23 protein-coding genes and 1 tRNA gene are annotated in these 21,353 nt (G+C 67.2%); 9 read left to right on the top strand and 15 right to left on the bottom strand.

The genetic code is table 11. The annotated features are described in order from the left end of the window. Positions 1 to 310 precede the first annotated feature (310 nt). Positions 311 to 652, top strand: a complete 342-nt coding sequence (locus tag ACQE3M_RS01535) for a hypothetical protein (protein ID WP_430503703.1) — start codon at positions 311 to 313, stop codon at positions 650 to 652. A 64-nt stretch (positions 653 to 716) separates the two neighbouring features. On the opposite strand, the gene ACQE3M_RS01540 is transcribed toward ACQE3M_RS01535, so the two are convergent. The 4 genes from ACQE3M_RS01540 to ACQE3M_RS01555 form a co-directional block, all read right to left on the bottom strand. Then, positions 717 to 1,187, bottom strand: coding sequence for a DUF5812 family protein (locus ACQE3M_RS01540; protein WP_430503704.1), 471 nt, complete (start codon positions 1,185 to 1,187; stop codon positions 717 to 719). Between the two features lie 87 nt (positions 1,188 to 1,274). After that, positions 1,275 to 1,781 (bottom strand): hypothetical protein, encoded by a 507-nt coding sequence (locus ACQE3M_RS01545; protein WP_430503705.1) that lies wholly within the window; start codon positions 1,779 to 1,781, stop codon positions 1,275 to 1,277. Positions 1,782 to 2,716: 935 nt separating this feature from the next. After that, complete coding sequence (locus ACQE3M_RS01550; RefSeq protein ID WP_430503706.1) at positions 2,717 to 3,943, bottom strand: GAF domain-containing sensor histidine kinase; 1,227 nt, start codon at positions 3,941 to 3,943, stop codon at positions 2,717 to 2,719. Positions 3,944 to 4,161: 218 nt separating this feature from the next. Next, complete coding sequence (locus ACQE3M_RS01555; protein ID WP_430503707.1) at positions 4,162 to 4,773, bottom strand: VOC family protein; 612 nt, start codon at positions 4,771 to 4,773, stop codon at positions 4,162 to 4,164. A 198-nt stretch (positions 4,774 to 4,971) separates the two neighbouring features. Between ACQE3M_RS01555 and ACQE3M_RS01560 the strand changes: the two genes are divergently transcribed. The 4 genes from ACQE3M_RS01560 (at position 4,972) to ACQE3M_RS01575 (ending at position 8,736) form a co-directional block, all read left to right on the top strand. Further along, positions 4,972 to 5,628, top strand: a complete 657-nt coding sequence (locus ACQE3M_RS01560) for a potassium channel family protein (protein WP_430503708.1) — start codon at positions 4,972 to 4,974, stop codon at positions 5,626 to 5,628. Between the two features lie 371 nt (positions 5,629 to 5,999). Continuing rightward, positions 6,000 to 7,097: a putative sulfate/molybdate transporter gene (locus tag ACQE3M_RS01565; RefSeq protein WP_430503709.1), complete on the top strand. Its 1,098-nt coding sequence runs from the start codon at positions 6,000 to 6,002 to the stop codon at positions 7,095 to 7,097. 7 nt (positions 7,098 to 7,104) lie between these two features. Next, on the top strand, positions 7,105 to 7,773 hold the full coding sequence (locus ACQE3M_RS01570) for a DUF7384 family protein (RefSeq protein ID WP_430503710.1): 669 nt from the start codon (positions 7,105 to 7,107) through the stop codon (positions 7,771 to 7,773). Between the two features lie 312 nt (positions 7,774 to 8,085). Next, complete coding sequence (locus ACQE3M_RS01575) at positions 8,086 to 8,736, top strand: hypothetical protein (protein ID WP_430503711.1); 651 nt, start codon at positions 8,086 to 8,088, stop codon at positions 8,734 to 8,736. A gap of 112 nt (positions 8,737 to 8,848) precedes the next feature. Here the strand turns inward: ACQE3M_RS01575 and ACQE3M_RS01580 are convergent, their stop codons facing one another. From ACQE3M_RS01580 to ACQE3M_RS01605, 6 genes are all read right to left on the bottom strand, one after another. Further along, complete coding sequence (locus ACQE3M_RS01580) at positions 8,849 to 9,475, bottom strand: non-canonical purine NTP pyrophosphatase (protein WP_430503712.1); 627 nt, start codon at positions 9,473 to 9,475, stop codon at positions 8,849 to 8,851. 74 nt (positions 9,476 to 9,549) lie between these two features. After that, complete coding sequence (locus ACQE3M_RS01585) at positions 9,550 to 10,392, bottom strand: NAD+ synthase (protein ID WP_430503713.1); 843 nt, start codon at positions 10,390 to 10,392, stop codon at positions 9,550 to 9,552. A gap of 92 nt (positions 10,393 to 10,484) precedes the next feature. Continuing rightward, positions 10,485 to 11,270 (bottom strand): NUDIX hydrolase, encoded by a 786-nt coding sequence (locus ACQE3M_RS01590; RefSeq protein ID WP_430503714.1) that lies wholly within the window; start codon positions 11,268 to 11,270, stop codon positions 10,485 to 10,487. Next, positions 11,267 to 11,659 (bottom strand): hypothetical protein, encoded by a 393-nt coding sequence (locus ACQE3M_RS01595; protein WP_430503715.1) that lies wholly within the window; start codon positions 11,657 to 11,659, stop codon positions 11,267 to 11,269. The genes ACQE3M_RS01590 and ACQE3M_RS01595 overlap by 4 nt, the downstream gene beginning before the upstream one ends. Before the next feature lie 175 nt (positions 11,660 to 11,834). After that, the gene (locus ACQE3M_RS01600) at positions 11,835 to 12,308 is read right to left on the bottom strand and encodes an FKBP-type peptidyl-prolyl cis-trans isomerase (protein WP_430503716.1); all 474 of its coding nucleotides are present in this window, start codon (positions 12,306 to 12,308) and stop codon (positions 11,835 to 11,837) included. 115 nt (positions 12,309 to 12,423) lie between these two features. After that, positions 12,424 to 12,496, bottom strand: a tRNA-His gene (locus ACQE3M_RS01605). A 212-nt stretch (positions 12,497 to 12,708) separates the two neighbouring features. On the opposite strand from ACQE3M_RS01605, the gene ACQE3M_RS01610 reads away from it, so the two are divergent. Beyond that, positions 12,709 to 13,164 (top strand): DUF5814 domain-containing protein, encoded by a 456-nt coding sequence (locus tag ACQE3M_RS01610; protein ID WP_430503717.1) that lies wholly within the window; start codon positions 12,709 to 12,711, stop codon positions 13,162 to 13,164. Between the two features lie 152 nt (positions 13,165 to 13,316). On the opposite strand, the gene ACQE3M_RS01615 is transcribed toward ACQE3M_RS01610, so the two are convergent. From ACQE3M_RS01615 to ACQE3M_RS01625, 3 genes are all read right to left on the bottom strand, one after another. Next, positions 13,317 to 13,742 (bottom strand): DUF8146 domain-containing protein, encoded by a 426-nt coding sequence (locus ACQE3M_RS01615; RefSeq protein WP_430503718.1) that lies wholly within the window; start codon positions 13,740 to 13,742, stop codon positions 13,317 to 13,319. A 1,099-nt stretch (positions 13,743 to 14,841) separates the two neighbouring features. After that, positions 14,842 to 15,447, bottom strand: coding sequence for an RPA family protein (locus tag ACQE3M_RS01620; RefSeq protein WP_430503719.1), 606 nt, complete (start codon positions 15,445 to 15,447; stop codon positions 14,842 to 14,844). 1 nt (position 15,448) lies between these two features. Further along, a complete protein-coding gene (locus ACQE3M_RS01625; RefSeq protein ID WP_430503720.1) occupies positions 15,449 to 16,375 on the bottom strand; it encodes a replication factor A in 927 nt (308 codons plus the stop codon). Positions 16,376 to 16,776: 401 nt separating this feature from the next. On the opposite strand from ACQE3M_RS01625, the gene ACQE3M_RS01630 reads away from it, so the two are divergent. Further along, complete coding sequence (locus tag ACQE3M_RS01630) at positions 16,777 to 17,100, top strand: DUF7091 family protein (protein WP_430503721.1); 324 nt, start codon at positions 16,777 to 16,779, stop codon at positions 17,098 to 17,100. 72 nt (positions 17,101 to 17,172) lie between these two features. Continuing rightward, the gene (locus ACQE3M_RS01635; RefSeq protein WP_430503722.1) at positions 17,173 to 18,000 is read left to right on the top strand and encodes an MBL fold metallo-hydrolase; all 828 of its coding nucleotides are present in this window, start codon (positions 17,173 to 17,175) and stop codon (positions 17,998 to 18,000) included. Positions 18,001 to 18,004: 4 nt separating this feature from the next. Here ACQE3M_RS01635 and ACQE3M_RS01640 read toward each other — a convergent pair whose 3' ends face one another. Then, positions 18,005 to 18,259: a hypothetical protein gene (locus ACQE3M_RS01640; protein ID WP_430503723.1), complete on the bottom strand. Its 255-nt coding sequence runs from the start codon at positions 18,257 to 18,259 to the stop codon at positions 18,005 to 18,007. Between the two features lie 99 nt (positions 18,260 to 18,358). After that, the gene (locus tag ACQE3M_RS01645) at positions 18,359 to 19,333 is read right to left on the bottom strand and encodes a DUF5787 family protein (protein ID WP_430503724.1); all 975 of its coding nucleotides are present in this window, start codon (positions 19,331 to 19,333) and stop codon (positions 18,359 to 18,361) included. Positions 19,334 to 19,445: 112 nt separating this feature from the next. Between ACQE3M_RS01645 and ACQE3M_RS01650 the strand changes: the two genes are divergently transcribed. Further along, positions 19,446 to 20,213, top strand: a complete 768-nt coding sequence (locus ACQE3M_RS01650) for a DUF6517 family protein (RefSeq protein WP_430503725.1) — start codon at positions 19,446 to 19,448, stop codon at positions 20,211 to 20,213. The last annotated feature ends 1,140 nt before the right edge of the window (positions 20,214 to 21,353 follow it).

Raw genomic sequence — 21,353 nt, forward strand, 5'->3', positions numbered from 1 at the left:
CCGCTTTTCCTGCGCCCCGAATAAGCCTTCCCGTTGACGCCGATACGCGGGCCTCAGCTACCCGGGAACCGGCACCTCGCTTCGCGATCGGGGCGGCGCTCGCGGGGAAGCGTCTTCTCGAGGGAGGTGGTTCTCGAGGGAGGTGGCGCCATCGTTGGTCCAGTCAGTTCGGCCGAACCAATTGCCGCCGCTCGAGGGCCACGGTCTTCGTTCAGCGGCGTCGACCCCAGAAGCACTTCCGTCATCCCCTCAGCCTCGTGGCGGAAGCGTCACCGAAACACGTTCCACGGCCCGGATACTATGTGGAGGTATGATACGACCTACCGCGACCCGGGTCGTCCTCTCGGTGCCCGACGACGTGAGCGACTGGGCGCGCGACCAGTTCGAGTCCGACCACTTCCGGGGGTACTTCCGGCGCGTCCTCGACGACGTCGCCCTCGGTGGCGTAACCGAGGAGTTCGTCGACGTCGGCTGCTGCGGCGACAGCCTCGACATCCCGTTCCGCGTCGAACGGGTCGAGACGCCGGACGGGGACGTCGAGGCGGCGACCGTCGGCGACGAGACCGAAATCGAGTACACGACTCGCGAGAGCAGCGCCGACGACGAGGTCGCGGGCGGCTGGCGCGTCCAGAGTCGGGCTGGGCCGACGTGACCCGCCGCTAGCGCCGCTAGCCACTCGGAAAACGAGATATACGGGCTGTGAGAAGGGGCCGAGTTCAGGGCATGTAGCGCACGCTGACCACGCCGGGGGCGGACCGGACCTCGACGCGCTCGACGCCGAGCCGGGCCGCCCGCGAGAGCGTCGCTTCGCGGTCCTCGACGACGTCCTCGACGGCGGACTCGGTCGTCTCCTCGGGGACCGTGAGCACGTGGATCTCGCCCTCGCCGGCGCGGGGCTGCTTCGTGATCTCGCCGACCGGCTGGTCGCTGGCGATGTCCTGCTCCTGGGTCGTCGGCGGTTCGGGGCTCTCCTCGATGTCGACGGCGTACCGGTCGGCGACCTCGATCACCTGGTAGGTCACCTCCATCGGCGGGTCCGGCGCGACGGTACACTCGACGACCTCGTCGACCTGCAGGCCCGGATTCGAGCTGAGCGTGTGGACCTGGCCGGCGTGAACGTCTTTCAGTACGGCGGAGTCGTCCTCGGCGTGCGTCACGAGGAACGTACTCTCCTTCTCGTCGGTCATTACGCTCACGTAGTCCGTCGCCCCTTTTCCGGGTTTCGGGGAGGTGGTCACCGTGGTGGCCTCTGACAATGTCCCGTCGATGCGAGCTTACCTGCGGAGTTTCCGATGTGCCACGACGATGCCGCCGACGGCGAGGACGGGCGGGACGATCGCCGTCAGCCGCGGGAGCGCGTACAGCGTCCGGACGAACGCGGAGGACGTCGGCTCCTGGAACTCCGCCGGTACGGAGATGATCAGCGCGAGGTACAGCGACGCGAGGAAGCCGTAGCCGGCGACCGCGAGCGCCTGGTCGTAGAACTCGTGGACCCGATCGTCGCGCCGATGGCGACGGGCGACGAGCAGCGTCGGCGCGAGCAACGGGGCGACGGCGGCGAAGCCGAGCAGCACGAACAGCGACCGCGAGAAGGCGGCGAGCCCTCCCTGGGTCAGCCCCTCGGTGCGACCCAGCTCGACGACGAGCGCGAGCGCGGTCAGGACGGCGACGAACAGCGCCGCGAACGTCCCGACGACCACGTAGATCCGGAAGAACCACGAGTCGCTTTCGCGGAACGCGTACGGGATCGCGCCGAACACCCCACCGTAGCTTTCAGCCATTACTCCGAATACGGGCTCGGTACCGTTTAATCTCCGCGAAATATCGTTTTTCTTCGATGGATCGTCCCTCGTCGCGGAAGTTACCACTCGGTAACCCCGGAAAGTCCCGGCCGCTGACTGTTTGGGCTTATAAACGAGATCGGCTATCGTCGCCTGCGATGCCACTCGGCATGTCTCGACTGCTCCAGCCGCTGTGACGCACTTATAAGTAAACACGGTTGTCGCTGCTTGCGACACCACTCAGCACACCTCGAAAGCCCCAGCCGCTGAGCGGTCGCGCTGCTCGCTGCGCGTCTCACGGCTCACTCCCTCCGGTCGTTCGCCGTTGCGGTGCTTACGTCGCAGGGCGTCCCGCTCAGCGACTGCCCCTTTCAGTCCCGCCCAGGAGTGGTAGCCGGGGCGTCGTTCGCGTCGGCTTTTCGGCGGTCGTCGCTCGCAGGCTGGCCGGCGTGCGGAGCGGGGCGGTCGGCGCGCGCGAGCAACGCGTGCGAGGGAGGCCGGTGGCGCGCCGAGGCGGTGCGGGCCGGCGCGCCCCGGCCGAGGCTGGGGAGGGTTGAGGTATTGCGGTTGCTGTGCGGTCGCGGTGTGGTCGCCGTTGCCGTCGCGGTTGGGGTCCTGGCGGACTGAAAGGGCGCGGCCGGTCGCGCCGGAGGGGAGTCGCTGAGCAGGCCCTATCTGCGCGGGCGGTGCGGAGAGCGCAGATATCCTGCTCAGCGACCGCGAGCGGCCGAGGGCTTTCTGGGCGTCTGCGGTGCTGTCCAGCGCAAGACCGTGTCACCTGTCCAAATCTGCTTATAAGGAGCGGCCGAGGGGTTTCATGCAGTCAGCAGTGCTGTCAGGGATGGGCCCGCAGCAGCTATTTAAACCGGCTTATAAGCGGAATCTCTAACCACACCGACTTCGTCTCCAGCTATCACCCCGTCGACGACTGACCGCTATTCGTTCGTGATCACGTCGCGAATTTCGAAGCGGGTGCCGCCGGCGTCGCTCTCGGTGATGGTCAGTTCCCAGTCGTGCGCGCTGGCGATGCTATCGACGATGGCCAGCCCGAGCCCGATCCCCTCGTCGCCGGTCGAGTAGCCCGGTTCGAGCACCGCCTGTCGATCGGACTCGGGGATGCCGGGGCCGTCGTCCGCGACGAAGAACCCGTCGCCGTCGGCGAGGGCGCCGACAGTGATAGTTACGCCCGTATCCGCACGCACGAGGGTGCTGTCCTCGGTTCGTTGCCGATCGCTCGTGGAGCCGTGCTCCACGCTGTCGCCGGACCCCGTCCGGCTGCTTGTGGAGCCATGCTCCACACTGTTCCGGAAGAGGTTCTCGAACAGCTGTTTGAGTCGGTCCTGGTCGGCGCGGAACGTGAGGTCTCCGACGCCGCGCAGTTCCGAGTCGGGGGACCGGATCGAGTCCCAGCAGCCCTCGGTGATCGAGGCGAGCGAGACGGACTCCATCTCCGAGACGTCCTGTCCCTGACGGGCCATCGTGAGCACGTCCGTGATGAGGTCCTCCATCCGGTCGAGCGCGCTGGTGGCCACCCGGAGGTTCTCGGTGTCCCGCTTCTCGCGCTCCATTTCGAGGCGCCCCATCGCCACGTTCAGGGGGTTCCGGAGGTCGTGCGAGACGGCGCCGGCGAAGCGGTCCAATCGCGCGATCTTCGCCTCCGTGCGCTGGCGCTCGAGCTCGTGTTCGAGCAACCGGGCGACCAGTTCCGCGAACATCGTCTCCTCCTCGGTGAACGGGGCCGAACGCCGACCGTCGGAGCTGAAACAGACCGTTCCGTAGGGTTCGCCGGCAACCTCGATCGTCGTGCCGTGATAACAGCGGAGACCGTGCTCCTCGTAGGCGACGTCGTCCGCCCAGCCCTGGTTCGGCGCGTCGTGTAACGCGATGGAGTCGTCCTCGCGTAGCGTCCGCCGGCAGTACGTTTTGTTAAGGTCGAGTCGGGTCCCCGGCGGGGCAACCCCATCCTCCCTGTCCGTGCTCGCGATGGTCTTCCAGTAATCGGTCTCCTGGTCGATCTTGTTGATGTAGCCTCTCTCGACCCCGAGATACGTCGTCCCGATACTGAGCGCTCTCTCGGCTTTGTCCTCGAACGGGAGATCCGATTTCATCGTCGCGTAGAGCTGCTGGCGGGCCTCGTCAGCGTCGAGTTCGGTGTCTGTCATTTGTGTCGGCGGGAAATCGGCAGTTCTCGTAAGAAAGAGAGATTCACTCATAGGTGTTTTGCAACCTGTAACCCGACTGAAACTGACACCCCACGGCGCTCTCGCCGGCCGACGGCGCGTCCGCCCTCCCACACACAGGTGGCTCCAGAACAGCTCTGCGACAACGGTGATATCGGGCGATCCGGTTCCGTCGTGCCGGCCGGGCCTGGTGGAGCGAGCTACTCGATACCGCCGGCGCCGCTCGCGGCGTCGGGGGTCTCCGTCCGCTCGACTTCCAGGCCGAGCTCCTCAAGCGCGGCTTCCATGTGCTCGTCCTTGACGTACTCCGACCCGTCCTCCACCCGGGCCGCCTGCGCGTGCGCGAGGACGAGCCCGCGCTTCTCGTCTGGAATCACGAACTTGTCCGTCGCCAGCTCGATGGTGAGGCCGTTGTTGTCCTGGGTGTACAGCGAGTGGAACGCGCCGCGATCGAACTCGTTGAAGCCGTAGCCGGCGTCGTCGAGCGCCTGCTTGATCTCCGGGAGGCGGCTCGCTTCCACCTTGAACGCGAGGTGGTGCACGCCGCCGATCTGCTGCTGTTGCGGGCGCGGGTCCGACGGGCGGTCCTCCGTCACGAAGAACGTGAGAATGCGGCCGTCACCGGTGTCGAAGAAGAGGTGGGTGACCTCCGGCTGGTCGAGGTTCGGCTGCCGGAGCACGAGTGGCATCCCGAGCAGGTCGCGGTAGTACTCGATCGTGTCCTCGACGTTGCTGCCGACGATCGTGATGTGGTCGGTTCCGGTCGTGTGGATCGGACTGTCCGGCCGTTCCGCGGTGACCTCTGGGTCCATAGGGATCAATGATGGCGCCCGCACCTTCAGTTTCCGGTGTCGGCACACCACGCCGGTTTCCGGAAGCGGCGGACACGGCGGACGCACCTGACGCACCGGATGCGCCGGATGCGCCGGACGCACCGGACGCGGCGAACGCACCACGCGGTGTGTCACCGGGACACACCTTTTTGCTCCCGCTCCGTTTAGAAGGGGAGTATGAACGTCATCGTCGTCGGGTTCGGCCGGGTCGGCTCCCGGACGGCTCGCGTGCTACAGGAGGAGGGCCACGACGTCACCGTCGTCGACAACAGCTACGAGAAGGTCAAGCGAGCCCGGAAGCGGGACTTCACCGTCGTCGAGGGCGACGGGTCGACGATCGGCGTCCTCGAGGAGGCTGGCGTCGAGACGGCGGACTCCGTTGGCGCGCTCACCGGCGACCTCGACGTCAACCACACCATCTGTCAGCTCGCGGGCGACTACGGCTGTCGGGCGGTCCTCCGGATCAGTCAGGACGTCGATCCCGAGGAGTACGCCCGGTACGCCCAGGACGCTGACGAGGTTATCTATCCCGAACGACTCGGCGCGGCCGGCGCCAAGACCGCGCTGCTCGGGGGGGATTTCAACGCCCTCGGTGAACTCACCGAGGACCTGCAGATCCTCGTGTTTCCCGTTCCGGAGGACGCACCGATCGTCGGCGAACACGTCAACGAGATCGACCTCGGTGAAGCCGGCCGGATCTACGCGCACGGTCGCGAGGACGAATCCCTGACGATCCCGCTGCCGGGAACGATCGTCGAACCGGGGGACCGAATCGCGCTCCTGGCGGAAAGCGACGCAGTCGACGGCGTTCGAGCGACGCTCGCTGGCGACTGAGAACCGGGGGACCCCGAAAAGTGGGCGGCCGAGGACACCGCCACAGTGGGAGTCGGGTGTCGGGCACGCAGGATGGGTGGATGGAAACTGAGGCCGATTGCGTGCCCATCGGGCGATTTCCTGCGACCGACATAAAACCGCGTCAGACGCAAGACGCGCGTCCTACGAAACTGGCGGACGGATCCGGTCACGACGACAAAATTGACCGATCAGGTTGCGCTTCCTTCCACCACATCGCTTGCGGTCTCGTGGGTCCTCAGCCACATCTTCCGATCTGCAGAAGTAACTGTGGATGGTTACAATATATCGATTACGTTCGGACGTTCAATTTCTGAGAACGCCTTTATTGGCGGAGTGGATCGTAGTCAGTGATGGAGTTCCCGTATCGACCGCCAAACGTCGGTCTTCGGTTCGACGTGAACGAGCTCACCGGGGCGTTAGGGGATTCGGTTACGGTTCTGCCGATCGTCGTCGCCCTCGCGCTGTTGACGCCGCTCTCCCTCCCGCACACCTTCCTCGCGTTCGGCGTGTTCCAGATCGTCTGGGGACTCGTGTACGGGTTGCCGATGTCGGTCGAGCCGATGAAGGCGATCGCGGGCCTCGCGATCGCGGGCACGATCACCTACGGCGAGCTCGTCGCGGCGGGGTTGCTGGCGGGCGTCGTGCTGCTCGCGGCCGGGCGGCTCGGCTCCGTGGGTGCGATCGAGCGGCTGGTCGGACTCCCGGTCGTTCGTGGCGTCCAGCTGGCGGTCGCGCTGCTGCTCGCGGTGACGGGCGTCGAGCTCGCGCTCTCGAACCCGCCCGTCGCAGCCGCCGCCGCGGTCCTCGTCGCCGGTGCGCTGCTCCTTGGGTACGGTGACGCGAGCGCGCTCGTCGTCCTCGGTGTGGGTGGAATCGTCGCCGTCCACGCCGCTGGCGTGCCGACCCCCTCGATACCGGAACTCACGACGTTCGCCGGTGGCGGGCCGTCGTTCACGTTCGGTGCCGTGGAGGCGACGGCGGCCCAGCTCGCGATGACCGTCGGCAACGCGGCCGTCGCGACCGCGCTGCTCTGCTCGGACCTGTTCGACCGCTCGGTCTCCGCCGACCGCCTCGCGACGTCGATGGGCGTCATGTCGCTGCTGTCCGTGCCAGCGGGCGGGTTACCGATGTGTCACGGCAGCGGTGGCCTCGCCGGCAAGCACACGTTCGGGGCACGGACCGGCGGGGCGAACGTCCTGCTCGGGACCGGCTACCTGCTGCTGGCGCTCGTGGCCGGCGTGGTCATCGCGTTCCCGATGGCGATGCTCGGTGTGCTGCTCCTGCTCGTCGCCGTCGATCTCGGGCGCACCGCGCTCCGGAGCGACGACCGGCTGATCACCGTCGCTATCGGCGTTCTCGGCGTCGCCACGAACGTCGGGATCGCCTTCCTCGCCGGTGCCGTCGCGAGCGGCCTGCTTCGCAAGTTCGATGTGCGAGGCTCGCGTTGACCGATGCGTGACCTGGACGGAGCTGTTCGAGCGCGCGGCTGCTTTCGACGTCGACGAGGCTGACGTCCGGAACGCGCTGGCGACGAGGCGTACCGAGGACGAGCGACTGACCGCCGAGGGCGAGTCGGCCGATCCGGACGACTGGCGGTCGTCGTCGGGGAGCGGTCCGGACGAGCAATCGGGACAGCCCGCCGGCGACGGCGAGCGACCAGACCCGAGTCCGGAACGCGTGGTCGCCGACGCCGACGTGCTGGCTGCGGACCTCCTCGTCGGGGGTGCCGCCCGCGAGGCGCTCGACGAGCTGCGTTGCCACTCGTGGATGACGCTCGTCGCTAGCGACGCGCTGCTGGACGACGCCGCGGCCGTCGTCGCGGCACTCGGCGACGCGTCACTGGCCCGGGACTGGCTCGCGGCCGTGACGGATTGGCGGGAGCGGGTCGAGCATCCTCCTGAGGACCACCCCGCGCTGGCCTCGGCATATCGGGGTGGCGCGATGCACGTCATCTCCTTCGACGAGCAGCTCACCAGCGCCGCCGCTGGAACGACGCTGAAGGGGCGCGTCGAGCTGAGCGTGCGGACACCCGGGGCCTTTGAGACGGTGTTCGACGCCGAACGTCTCTACCCGAGCGTCGTCGACGGCGAGTATCCCGGCCCTGACCGGGATCAACGCTGGTGAGGCGTTCTCTTCCCGTTCGATGTACAGGCGGTCACCGCGGCCCCCGGAGCGGCGTACCGCACTCCCGCGAACCGGTCCGGGGCAGTGTATTCGGGCATAAACCGGAATTTGCGCGGTATCCCGCATAAGATTACGTAGTGGTTGAAAAGTAGAGAATACACTGAAGCTAGACACATTAGCCGAGGAACAAGGTGCAGTTAGGATAGCGTCAGCCTGTATTTGTGCGGGTCGTAACCGTCCGATCGGCTATTTCCCGATCTAATTTGATACTTTGTGAGGATATAAGTACCAGCGTTCGAGAACGTAGATCGAATGTCAGACAAAGAAGCTGATAACGAGAGTGATAAAATGGAGGCGGAAAGCACTGCCGACGGAGGAACCGCAGCTGGTTCCGCGGAAGGGACGACCGGCACGACGGAGCCGCGTGCCCCGGACGCAGCTGCGGAAACCGACGAAGGAATTCAGGCCATCCTCAAGGACGAATCAACTCAGTCGATCATGAAGTATCACGTGAGCGTGTTCGCGATCGTCGGGGTTGGCCTCTTGCTTATCGGCGCCGTTGCTCCGGATATCGGAGCGATATTCGGGCTGGACGAAATGACGAACACTGGTACCAGCCAGATGGGCGGCGACATGTTGGGGATGTTCTCCGGCGCGGCCTCCGAAGCGCTCGTCGGCGTCTTTGCGCTGTTGTTCATGTTCATCGCCGGCCCGTTCGTGGCAGCAGTGACCGGCATCGTAAGCGGACTCCGGGACCAGGGATCGGCGAAGAAAGTGGCCATCGGCGCCGGCGTCGGCTCCTTCCTCGGGTACCTGGTGATGTTCGTTCTCGTGCTGTTCCTCGGTGGGACGGGAATTCCGGTGTCACCCGAATTCGGAGCAACCCTTTCGAACGGTATTCCCGCATCGATTCCCGCGGGCCTCGTCGCTTCGGGGACGGCATACGCCACGCTCGAGTTGTAAGCGAGGGCTCGCGGTTTCGGTCCGATTCCGATCCCCCGGCCGTTTCGCCATCCTCCAGAAAGCCCCTTTTCAGCGTTCGAACGCGTTCGACTGAGTTCCGCGAACGCGCGAGCTAGCGCGTGGCGTACCACTCGGCGAACTTCGCGAGCGCGCGGCCACGGTGGGAGATGGCGTTCTTCTGTTCGGTGTCCATCTCCGCGAACGTCGTCCCGTCGTGTTCGAAGATGGGGTCGTAGCCGAACCCGCCCTCCCCGCGGGGCGCGACGATTTCGCCCGGCACGTAGCCCTCGAACAGCTTGACAGGGAGCGGCTCGTCGGCGTCGTCGGCTTCGGGACCGGCGGCCGCGGCCGCGACGCGGTCCTCGCGGTCGACGGGGTCGGGGCTGGCGTCGAACGCCTCGCCGTCACAGTACGCGAGCACGCAGCGGAAGGAGGCCCGGCGGTCCTCGAGGTCGCTGGCGAGCTCCCAGACGCGCTCGACGCCGAGGGTGTCCTCGACGTACGAGGAGTAGGGGCCGGGGAAGCCGTCGAGGGCCTCGACGAACATCCCGGCGTCGTCGACGATCACCGGTTCGCCCGCGCGGCGATAGGCCTGGCGCGCGCCGTGGGCGGCGATGGGGCCGAGATCGTCGCTCTGGATCTCGGTGTAGTCGAAGTCGAGCTGCTCGACGGAGCCATCTCGCAGGTACTGCTCCGCCTCCCGGATCTTCCCGGGATTCGTCGTCACGTACCTGAGCATACCCGGAGTCGACGCGGGAGGCGGGAATAGCCGTCGATGGCGGCCGACGATGGTGACTGCGGTGGGTCTGCTGGTCAGTGGTCGAGCGGCTCCGGCGCGGGCGGCATCGACCGCTTGTGCGCGCTCGCCTCGTAGCGGTCGACGACGGCGTCGATCTGGCCCTCGGTGACGCCGAGCTCGCGGATCGTCGCCGACTTCGAGAGCGGGCCATCGACGTGGGCCGCCAGGATCGCGTCGAGCGTGTCGTAGTCGACGCCCATCTCTTCCTCGTCCGTCTGTCCGGCCCACATGCCGGCGGTCGGCTCCTGCATCACGAGGTCGTGGGGGACGCCGACGTGGGCAGCCAGCTGGCGAACCTGCATCTTGTAGAGGTTGCCGATGGGGTTGCAGTCGACGGCCTGGTCGCCGAACTTCGTGAAGTAGCCGGTCGCCGCCTCCGCACGGTTGCCGGTACCCAGGACGATCCGGTTCTCGGCGTTGGCGACGAAGTAGTTGAGCACCGCCCGCGTGCGCACGAAGACGTTCCCCGTCGCCATCCGGTCGTCGGCCCCTCCCGGGTACGCGTCGAAGAACTGCTCGGCGATGGGCTGGATCTCGACGACGTCGTACTCGACGTCGAGCTCGTCGGCGACGCGCTCGGCGTCGCTCATGGTCTCGGGGTCGTTCACCTCGGAGGGCATCGTCAGCCCGTGGAGCCCGTCCTTGCCGAGGGCCTCGACCGCGAGGTAGGCTGTGAGCGTGGAGTCGATGCCGCCGGAGAGCCCCAGGACGGCCCCGTCGGCGCCCGCGTCGGCGACGGTGGACTCGATGAATGAGACGATCCGCTCTCGCGTGCGTTCGAGTTCCTCCACGGACAGCCGGAGGTCGAGCGGCGGCGACTCCGAGAGCAACACGGACGTATCGCTGGCCTGCGTCATGGTACGGGAGTGTGACGCGAGCGACTAATAGGCACTCGATCGGTCGGAAAGTTGGACGGGCGTTGGATTCGCCGTGGAGTTCCCCCGGTCGCCTACAGATAGCCGTCGGCTTCGGCGAGCAGCAGGCCGTCGAGCGTTGCCTCGTTCGACAGCGGCGACCGGGCGACCTCGAACGCGTCGGGGGCCGGCACGGCCCGCGGCGTGAGGAACTCGTTCTCGTCGAGCGACTGGTCGACCGGGTCGAGTCCCTCGACGACGACGTAGCCGCGCTTGTGCCGGAGCAGCCCGGTCGTACACCAGACCTCCTGGAGCAGGTCCGCCGACTCGGCCGCGAACCCCGTTTCCTCCCGGAGTTCGCGCTTCGCCGCCTCGGTGTACGTCTCCTCGCGTTCGACGATGCCCGCGGGGAGTTCGAGCTGCGTCTGCCGTATCGTTGGCCGATACTGCTCGACGAAGAGGACCTCGCCGGCGACGTTCGGGTGGTCGGCGTCGGTGTCGGTGTCGCTGGCGGGGTCGTTGTCGTCGGCGTCGTCGTCGGTGCCGTTGCCGTCGCTGGCGGTGTCGTTGCCGCTACCGCTCTTGTTGTCCCCCTCGTCGTACCGCCCGTCGCTGTCGCCGATGGCGACGACGACCACCGCGGGCGGGAGCTCCGCCCAGTAGTACTTCTTGCGGGAGCCGTCGGGCTGGACGACGAGGTCGTAGCCGGCGGTCACCCAGCCGGTTTCGTACTCGACGACGACGTCCTCGACGGGCCACTCGGGCTCGCCGGGGAGCGAGTGGCTACGCCCGTCGTCGAACGCGTCCAGTTCGGCGAGGTCGGCGGCGACGCCGCGTTCACTCGGGTCGACGCTGCCGGGATACCGTGGGCGGCCGGTCATGGCTCCCCCCGCACGACGTCGACGTAGTACCGCTGCCCCTCGTATCTGACCAGCACCCGGCCGTCGTCGGCTACGGCTTCGGGAACCCGCCGCTGGAGGGCGCTCACCTCGTCGAACGGCGTGTGGGTGAAGTGCTCCTTCACGCCGTAGGGCCCCTCCTGGTACGGTTCGGACCGGCCGTCCGCGGAGCGGAGCGCTTCGGACAGATACGGGAACCGACGCTCGCTGACGTTGTTCGCGTCGATCGCCGTCCCCTCGGCGTCGGTCGCCTCGACGGTGAGGTAGTACGGCTCGCCGGCGCCGAGGTAGCTCGGGAGCGCGCCCAGCGCGAGCAGCGCCAGGACGACGAGGACGATGGCGACGATCAGGTTCCGCGTCACGCGACGCATATGTTGCGCCGGTAGGGGGCGAGCCCGAATACCGGTTTCGAAGCAGTCGCTCGCCGTCGACGGCGACGTCACTCGTCGTCGTAGCCGTCGGGAGAAAGTGCGGATGCGGATGAGCGTTTGCGCCTCGATGGGCACGCTCGAACCGAAGTCGCCCGTGGACGGGGCGTGGTCGTCGTCAGTTGACGTCGACGACTTCGACTTCGAACTCCAGCGTCTCGCCGGCGAGTTGGGGGTTGAAGTCGACTTCGACGACCTCGTCGTCGACGTGTGTCACGGTTCCCTCACGACCGTTCTGGGCTTCGAGGACGTCGCCCTCGCTGGGGGTCTGTCCGTTGAGCATCTCCCGAAGGTCGTCGGTTTCGAACTCCTGGACGTGCTCCTCGTCCCATTCGCCGTAGGCTTCCTCCGGCGGGATGACGAGCGTCTCCGTGTCGCCCGCTTCCAGGCCGACGAGCCCCTCGTCCATGCCCTCGATGACCTGGCCGGCACCGACCTCGACCGTGATCGGCGTGTACTCGCGGTCCGGCTGCTGCTCGGCCAGTCCGGTCTCCTCGGCAACGGATTCCAGCGAGGTGTCGAAGATCGCTCCGTCGTCGTTCAGTCGGCCAGTGTACTCGATCGTCACGGAATCGCCAGTTGTGATCGTCACACGTCGAGGAGGGACTCCAGCGTGAAAACACATGGTATCGCCGGCCGGCGGCTGAGCGCGGTTCGCGGTCGGCCGTCGCCGGCGTTTCCACTCCTACCTTTAGTCGTCGGAAAAGGTCCAGGGGCGAGAATCGAACCCGCGTCTCAGCCTCCACAAGGCTGAAGGATAGTCCACTACCCTACCCCGGACACGTGTTTCAGGCTAGCCGGGTGCGACTGATATACGTTACGAATCGGTCGGTGCGTGGGACGCACCGACACTTCGTCCGGCGATCGTCGTCACCGCTGGTCGTCTCGCCGTTGGCATCGCCACCGCTGGTCGCGTCGCCGTCGCCGTGACCGACCGCCGATCCACCGCATCAGGAGCCTTTTAACCGATCGTGACCTACTGTCGGTCGACAGTGGCCATCACGGACAAGATCTACGTGAAGAACCACCGGCAGATCGCCTCGCAGCTCGAGACGTCGATCCCGAAGGGGGCGTTCTCGGGGGCGACGCTCGACCTGCTGTTCACGGGCGAGGGGATCCAGAAGCTGGACTCGGCGACGCGCGACCGCGTCCTCGAGTTCGCCGAGGACTTCCTCGACTGCGACTGCGACAACAACCCCTACTGCGGCCACCCGGAGGAGAAGTTCGTCACGTACATCCTGGAGCTGCGCGCGCAGGGGTTCAGCCCCGACGCCATCGTCGACGTGATGACCGACGACTACATGGTGTACGCCTACACCGGCGACATTCGGTCGTTCCTCGACGACGCGGTCCGCCAGCTCGACGCCGTCGAGGCGCTCGCGGACGTCGACGGCGAGACGGAGATGGCGCAGGACGCCGCCGACGCGCGGAAGGAACTTACCCGGTAAGCGGTCGCTCCGCGGGAGGATGCCGTACGGTATTTAAAAGGGCACTTCGGTTCACAACGGATACTCTCGCCAGCGGTAGCTACGGTCGCCAGCGGCAGCGCTTCACGCGGGCCACGACGGACGAAGCGGCTCGAACCGACTTGGCGCCGAGGTTAGCCGAGGCGGAACGAGGGGTCGTCGGGGTCGCTGTCCATCCCCTCGACCTCCCCGTCGAGCTCTTCCAGCTGGATCACGTCGTCGCCCTCGTCCTCCAGCTGCTCGCGCAGGTGGTTGACGTAGCGTTTGTGCTCCTCCAGCTGCTCGCGGAGGTGGTCCGCTTCGAGCTCCAGCCGTTCGTGTTCGCGGATGAAGCTCTTCGGGACCTCCACCTTGGGCGGGAACGACGTTTCGTCCTCGCCCATCGTCTCGAGCTCGCCCTCGGGGACGACCTGCACCTGTCCGTCGTGGGCAACGAGCTTGTCGACGTAGTCGCGGAAGACGGCTGATAGCGAGAGGTCGCGTTCCTCCGCGATCTCGCGGAGGGTCTCGAACGCGTCCTCGTTGACGCGGAACGAGATGGTCTTGTTCTTGTTGCCCATTGGCAGCTAATCGCGGAGCCTCGTACTTAAGGATTTGTCAGACGGGTGTGATCGGATCCGGTTTCTTCTCGAATTTGGGCAGCTGACGCGGTTTATACCGCGCTTACAACGTGGGCCGCTTGACGCCACTCGGCCATCCGCCGTATGTTGGGTTAAAAGGGTTATACGGGAGCGTTCTTGACAGCACTGGCAACGCCCAGAAAGCCCTCGGCCGTTCTTTATAAGCAGGGTTGGACAGGTGATACGGTCTTGCTCTTTACAGCACCGCAAACACCCAGAAAGCCCTCGGCCGCTCGCGGTCGCTGAGCAGGATATCCGCGGCTCTCCGCACCGCCCGCCACGGATAGTGCCTGCCTCAGCGACTCCCCTTCGGCGCGACCACTGGAAGACGGTCCGGGCATTCCGTTGCGTCTCTCCGCACCGCCCGACGGACGGGTCCGGGCTGCGACTTCCATGGTCTCGTTCGCTGCGCTCACGAGAGCGGCCGTCGCCCTTTCAGTCCGCCAGGACAGCACCGGACAGCAACCGCCACCGCACCGCGACAGCACAGCAACCGCAATACCTCAGCCCTCCCCAGCCTCGGCCGGGGCGCGCCGGCCCCGCACCGCCTCGGCGCGCCACCGGCCTCCCTCGCACGCGTTGCTCGCGCGCGCCAACCGCCCAGCTCCGCACGCCGGCCAGCCGGCGAGCGACGACCGCCGAAGAACCGCCGCGAGCGACGCCCGGCTACCACTCCTGGGCGGGACTGAAAGGGGCAGCCGCTGAGCGGGATGCCCTGCGACGTAAGCACCGAGCCAGCGAACGAGCGCAGCGAGTGAGCTGGCGAGGCGCGCAGCGAGCAGCGCGACCGCTCAGCGGCTGGGGCTTTCCGGGCATGCTGAGTGGTGTCACGAGCGCCGATAGCCGATCCTATTTATAAGCGAGAGCGGCCACTCGCAGAGGTTTCTGACCTGTACCGAGTGGTGTCGCCCGGGACGAACGCCATTTTCCTTTATAAACGCAACCACTTCACGAATACGGCTTTCATCATGAACTGAGCGACGTCGCAAGCAACGCTATCCAGGCCCTGAAAGAAAACGAACGCTGTGAGTGGAGGCAGCTACGCTTCCGGTGGCGCTTCCGCGTCGAGCTCGTCGGTCTCGTCGAGACCTTCCAGGGCCGACAGCGCGGCGGCGCGGTAGGTCTCGGGGTCGAGATCGTACTGCTCGTCGGCCATCCGGGCGTATTCGTTGCCCTCGTCGTCGTAGGCGGCGACGCGCTCGATCGTGCGCTCGGCCGCTTCCACGACCCAGCGGTCACGCACGTCGGCGTCGACGACGCTGATGGATTCGGGACGGACGGAGACGTTGATCGAGCCGTCGTCCGTCTCGTAGGTCCGGGGCTTGCCCACGACCGCAACGTAGGCCGGCGGTTCGAGATCGCGGAGGGTGGAGGCCGCCTCGGGCTGGTACTGGCCGGCGTACACGAAGAACGTGCCCGTCGGGTCGACGATGCGACCGCGCCAGTACTCGTCGTCCTCGCCGACGTCCTCCTTCTCGGTCAGGGTGCCGACGAAGAACACGCGGTTCGCGGACTCCCCGGTCGGGAGCAGCGTGTAGACGGGGGCGCGCTCGTCGTCGGACTCCTTGAACGTGTAGCCGGCGTCGTTGAACTCGGTGGCGAACACGCGCCGGGCGACCTCTCGGGTAGGGGCGTTCTGGCTCATCTCAGATCGACCTCGCTTTGATCAGCGCACTTTCGGCATCGACTTCGCCGGGCACCTCGAGGTCGTCGACCAGCACGTACCGGCCGAGCGTCGGGCCGGAGACGCGGTAGTAGCGTCCGAGGACGCCCTCGGCCATCTCCTCGGCGACGACGCTCGTGTCGAGCGCGTCCATCGCCATGTCCTTGGCCTCCTCGAGACCCATCCCGGTGAGCTCCTCGGTGGCCTCGCGGTCGAAGATGACCTCGTGAACCTCCTCGCCGTCGTCGATGACGCCCTTGATCCGGAGGTCGAACTCGCCCTCGACCTGGCCGTGCTCCGAGCAGCGACCGTTCTGGAGGACGCGCGTGCAGTCCTCCTCCGGGCAGCGCTTGATCAGGCCGGAGCCGGACTGGATGTCGACCAGGGCGCCCTCGACGGTGTCGGCGTTGTCGCCGATCTCGATGTCCTCGTCGATCTCGGTGATCGTCGTCGTCCGGTTGAGCTTCACCGAGTAGGAGCCCTCGTACTCGTCGGTGACGACGTTCGAGAGCTCGTAGGTCTGGCCCTCCTCGAGCAGCTCGAGGTCGGAGGTCTCGAAGGCGACGAACTTGATCGTGCCGGACTCGTCGCCGAGCAGGCCCACCTGGGCGATGGAGTCGCTCCGGGGCTCCCAGGCGTCGACGAACTCGACGCGCAGGTCGACCCACTGCTCGTCCTCGTCGATGTCGTTGACCTTCACTTGCTCGGAGCCGCCGCGCCCGAGCTCGTCGCGTTCGAGGTCGGCCTCGTCGAGGTAGCTGTTCGTGACGCTCCGCTTCGCCTCGTCGACGGGAACCCGGTACTCGTTCACCAGGTTCTCGAGTTTCTCCTCGACCTCGTCGACCTCGACGTCGAGATGGTCCGAGAACTGTTCCGCGATCTCTTCCGCATGGGTACGCAAATCGGTCATGGTGTACTGCCTCCGGTCATTGTTCAGTGGGAGGCACATGGTGGTTGGTGCCTAGTAGTATAAAAAGTTCCGTAGGCGCGGCGGAAGTGGAATCGGCGGATAACCCGTCTATTCTCCACCTTTCCGGACGGCGGCTGACGTGCGTCTGACGCACGCGGGCGGCGTTTCAGCTGGAAAGGCCATTGAGATAGTGTACCATACGGAGCTGTCCAGCGATCGGGAGATCTGGAGTCGTCCACTCGCAACCAACCCCGAGGGTTCGGACGAGCGCAGCTGGAGGCCGAAAGCTACTGGGGCTCGTCGGCGACGACGTAACGACGGACAGCTCGTCGGCGGCGACGTAGCGAAAGACTACTCGCCGACGGCGACGAACCTATGTCGGCCGCGCTGCAACCATGGGTATGGACGACCGCCTCGGACGCGTCATTCGCCAGCAGCTCCGGGAGGCCGGCCGCCAGTTCGAGGAGGCGAAGCGAGCGTACAGCGAGGCACAGGAGAGCACAGCCGATTCCGACACCGGCGCCGAGGCCAACGAGAGCAGCTCGTTCGACCTCCCGACGAACGACGACGGTAACGCGCGAATCGTCTGCCGTCGCTACGCGGAGAAACGCGCCGTCGCCGTCGCCGGGGACGGCCGCCCGGCGTGTTTCGACCCGACGCACCCCGATTGCGAGGGCTGCGCCGAGGACGTCCGGCAAGGCGTCGTGGAGACGTGGCAGGGCTAAGGAGGCGCGGACCTACCCGACACCGACGGTGAACCGACACACTAAGGGCCTCCACGCCGACGTTCCGACGAGATGCGGGTAACCCTCCTGGGGACGGGCGATACGACGGGCACACCGACAGTCGGCTGCGACTGTGACACCTGCACCGAGGCCCGGGAGCGGGGCGTCTCCCGCTCGCGCTTCTCCGTCCACGTCGAGAACGAGCGGACCGGCGAGTCGCTCCTGATCGACTTCAGCCCCGACTTCAGACAGCAGTTCCTCGACAACGACGTCCCGCTGCCGGACGTCGGCATCGTTACGCACATCCACTTCGACCATCTCGACGGCCTCGGCAACGCCTATCGCCTGTTCGACGCGCTCCCCGTCAACGCGCCGAACGAGGTCGATCCCGCGACCGACGAGAGCGTCGCCGAGACGATCCGCCGGAAGTACGACTACCTCGAGGACCGGGTCGGCGTGCAGGCACGGACGCCCCTGGAGCCCTTCGAAACGTGCGGGCTGGAGGTCCAGTTCGTCCCGGTCGACCACCCGCCGCTGCTCTGCTACGGCGTCGTCGTCGAAGACCCGGAGACGGGGGCGAAGCTGTCGCTGACGGGCGACTCCAGCTACGACATCCCCGCGGAATCCCGCGACGCGCTCCGGAACCCGGACCTGCTCCTCGCGGACGCGATCGTCCCCGCGTCCGCCTGCGAGCACCACCCGCTCGGCGGGCGCCACCACGGCCCGGACGGCGTCCCGCGTACCTTCGGCAGCAAGCACATGACCCGGGAGGGCGCGCTCGCGCTCGCCGACGACCTCGACGCCGACCGGACTCGGCTGGTTCACGTCGCGCACTTCTACCCCGCCGACGAGGCCTTCCAGGAGCCGCTCGCGGTCGACGGCGAGCGGTACGACCTGTAGCCCGCTACTCCTCTTCGCCGAGGTGCTCGGCCGGCCAGTAGCGGCCCTCCTCCTTCACGACTTTCCCGCGCTCGACGAGGTCCGCCAGCACGTCGCGGATGCGCGACTTCTCGTGGCCCTGGTCGGACGCGATCGACGCGATCCCCGAGGCGGGATAGCCCTGGTTGTGCTCGACGATGCTGAGAACGTCCTCGCGCAGCTCCGGCTCGTGGCTCGGGAGGTCGTCGCGACTCCCCGGGCCAGCTGGACCGTCGGACATGGGGTCGCTTCGCCCGGCGAAGGGAAATTCGTGATTGCCGTCGCGGACGGCTGCCCGGCTCTGAACGCCGCCCAGTCGCCCGCCCGACCGCCACTCCCCTCACTCCGCGTCGACGAACCGGCCGAGCCCCGCCTGTCGTCGAGGGGCCACGTCGGCGTCGGCCACCCAGGCGGACCGCTCGGCCCGGAGCGTCTCGCGCTCGGTCTCGGGTGGGTCGGCTGCGGCGTAGGCGGGACAGTCGGTCCCGCAGTCGGCGCCGGGGTCGACGACGCGCTCGTACTCGGTGCAGTACGGACGACCGTCGGCCGTCGTCGTCGCCGCGGCGCAGGCGGGCGGCGTGGGGCGCCAGCCGTGGCCGTACGCCCGCTCGGCGATCCGCCGTCGCTTGCGCGCCTTCGCCGCCGGGGAAACCACGGCGACGTCCGTGCGGAGCCCATGTTCCTCCCGGATCTCGATCCCGGGCTCGTCGACCGCGGTCGACGCCGCGGCGGTCTCGGCCTCGCGAACCACCTCTCGCTCGCCCGTCTCCGGGTCGAACCGCCAGACACCGACCGCGTCGGGGATGCGGTTCAGGTGCGCTCGCGTGACGTACGATTCCGTCGCGAGGTACACCTCCTCGAACAGGCCGAGCGCGACGTCGAACCGGAGCTGGAGTTCCAGGTCGCCGGGCGTCCCGAGGTCGGGCTTGTTCTCGATGGCGACCAGCGAGTCGAACCAGTCGTCCGGATAACGGGTCGTCGCGCGCACGCACTCGTCACCGTCGCGCCGGTCGCGCTCGAAGTAGCCGACCTCGACGGCGCGCTCGGCGACGCGGCGGGCGGCTTCCGGCGGCCGGTCGATCGCTTCCGTAACCGGGACCGCCGTCCCGGGCCCCACGTCGCTCTCGACGGCCGCCGGGGGGATCACGTCGGGGGAGATCGCCGCGCGGTCCGCGAAGTCGGGTCCGGGTTCCAGCAGGCAGGTGTCGACGATCCGGCTGCCCGGCACGTCGACGGCGGCGCCGAGCTGGCGAGCCACGATCCGGTCCGGCTGCTCGAGGGCCGCACACAGCGCCAGCTCGAACCGGTACTCCATGGGGGATCGTGGTGATGAGGCCGCTAAAACCCCTCGTCAGCGGCTACTTCGGAGTGGCCGATGCTTCAGCCTCGCGATGTGTTTTTCAGTGGCGAGTGCAGATGAAACTCACATGGATCGACGGACGTTCATCGGTGCGGCGGCAGGAGTCGGACTCGCGGGCCTTTCGGGCTGCGTGGCGAGCGCGCGGGCGCGTCCGCCGGAGGTCCCGGAGAGCCGGCTCGAAGAGGGCGGCTGGGAGCTCGCCCGGGAGGAGCAGCGGACGGTGTTCGAACGGGAGTACGCCGGGCAGCAGCTCACGGCGACGGCGACGACCGAGATCTACGCGGACGCGGCGTTCCGGAAACAGCTGGCCGAGAAGACGCTCGGCCAGATCTCCGAGGCGCCGGCGTCCTTCTTCGCCAGCCGGGTCACGTTCGACCCGGACATCACGAGTCTCCCGGCCGGTGTCGGTCGCGAGTCGATCGTCGACGAGATCGAGTCCCAGTCCCGCCAGCAGCTGAGAGACCAGATGAAAAACGCCGGCGTCGAGGAGGTCAGCCAGTCCGACGCGGGATCGTTCCAGGTCGAGACGGGCGAGGACGCCCGGCAGACGAACTTCGAGGGCGTCCTCCGGTTCGGGCCCATCGAGTTCCCGGTCGACGACGACCGGACGGTGACGCTCGAGGCCGACGAGATCACGATCGCCGGGCACCTCGGCGTCTGGCACCACGAGGACAGCGTCCTCGTCGCCGGCGGTGCGTATCCGGGCGAGAACTTCGCCCGCGAGGTCACGCGGGAGCTCTCCTCCGCGATCGAGGTGACCGTCGACATCGACCTCGGGTTGACTCCCGACCAGTACCGCGACGAGCTGTTCGGGCTCATGACCCGCGTCGAGTAACGGCGCCTGGTGGAGTGTTTGGTTGAGTCAGTTTCCGATCTCGGTTTGTCACCCCGATTTCCGGGCTTCTTCCGGCGATTTTGTGTTTCCGGCTGATCTCCTTGCTCCGGTTGATTGGTTGTCGTCGCGAGCGACACCACTCGGCACACGTAGAAGATCCACGTCGCTAAGATGGTCGCATTTATAAACAGGATCGGCTGCCGTTGCGAGCGACACCACTCAGCATGCCCAGAAAGCCCCAGCCGCTGATGCGGTCGCGCTGCTCGCTGCGCTCCTCACGGCTCACTCGCTTCGCTCGTTCGCCGTTGCGGTGCTAGCGTCGCAGGGCGTCCCGCTCAGCGGCTGCCCCTTTCAGTCCCGCCCAGGAGTGCTGGCCGGCGCGTCGACCGCGGCGGCTGCCGGGTGGTCGCGGTGCGGCGTGCGGTGGCGCGCGCGAGCAACGCGTGCGAGGGAGGGCGGGGCGCGCCGCCGCGGTGCGGTCCCGGCGCGCCCCGGCCGAGGCTGGGGAGGGCCGAGGCTTGCGGTAGCTGGGCGGTGCTGTCGCGGTTGCTGTTGCTGTCGCGGTCCTGGCGGACTGAAAGGGCGACGGCCGCTCTCGTGAGCGCAGCGAACGAGACCATGGAAGTCGCAGCCCGGACCCGTCCGTCGGGCGGTGCGGAGAGACGTAACGGAAGCCCGGACCGTCTTCCAGTGGTCGCGCCGCAGGGGAGTCGCTGAGTCGACCCCTATCCGCGCCGGGCGGTGCCTTCGTGAGCGGAGCGAACGAAGGCCAGAAAGTCGCAGCCCGGCAGCCCGCTACTGCAGGCAGCCCGGACCGTCTTTCGCGGCGGAGAGGCGCGGATATGTCGCGCAGCGACCGCGAGCGGCCGAGGGCTTTCTGGGTGTTTGCGGTGCTGTTGAGAGCAGGCCCGTACCACCTGTCCAAACCTGGGCATCGCGAGCGGCCGAGGGCTTTCTGGACGTTTGCGGTGCTGTCAAGCGCAAGCCCGTATTACCTGTTCAGCTCTGTTTATAAAGAGCGACAAGGGGATTTCAAAGAGTCTCCGTTGCTGGCAAGCACAGCTGCGTCCGCACTTTATCATCCGAACTCGAATCAGTCGCATTCTTCGACGCGCCTTTTACCACCGAACCCCTCCGCGA

The organism is Halosubterraneus shenae (assembly GCF_050510935.1).
GTDB lineage: Archaea > Halobacteriota > Halobacteria > Halobacteriales > Haloferacaceae > JBDGPU01.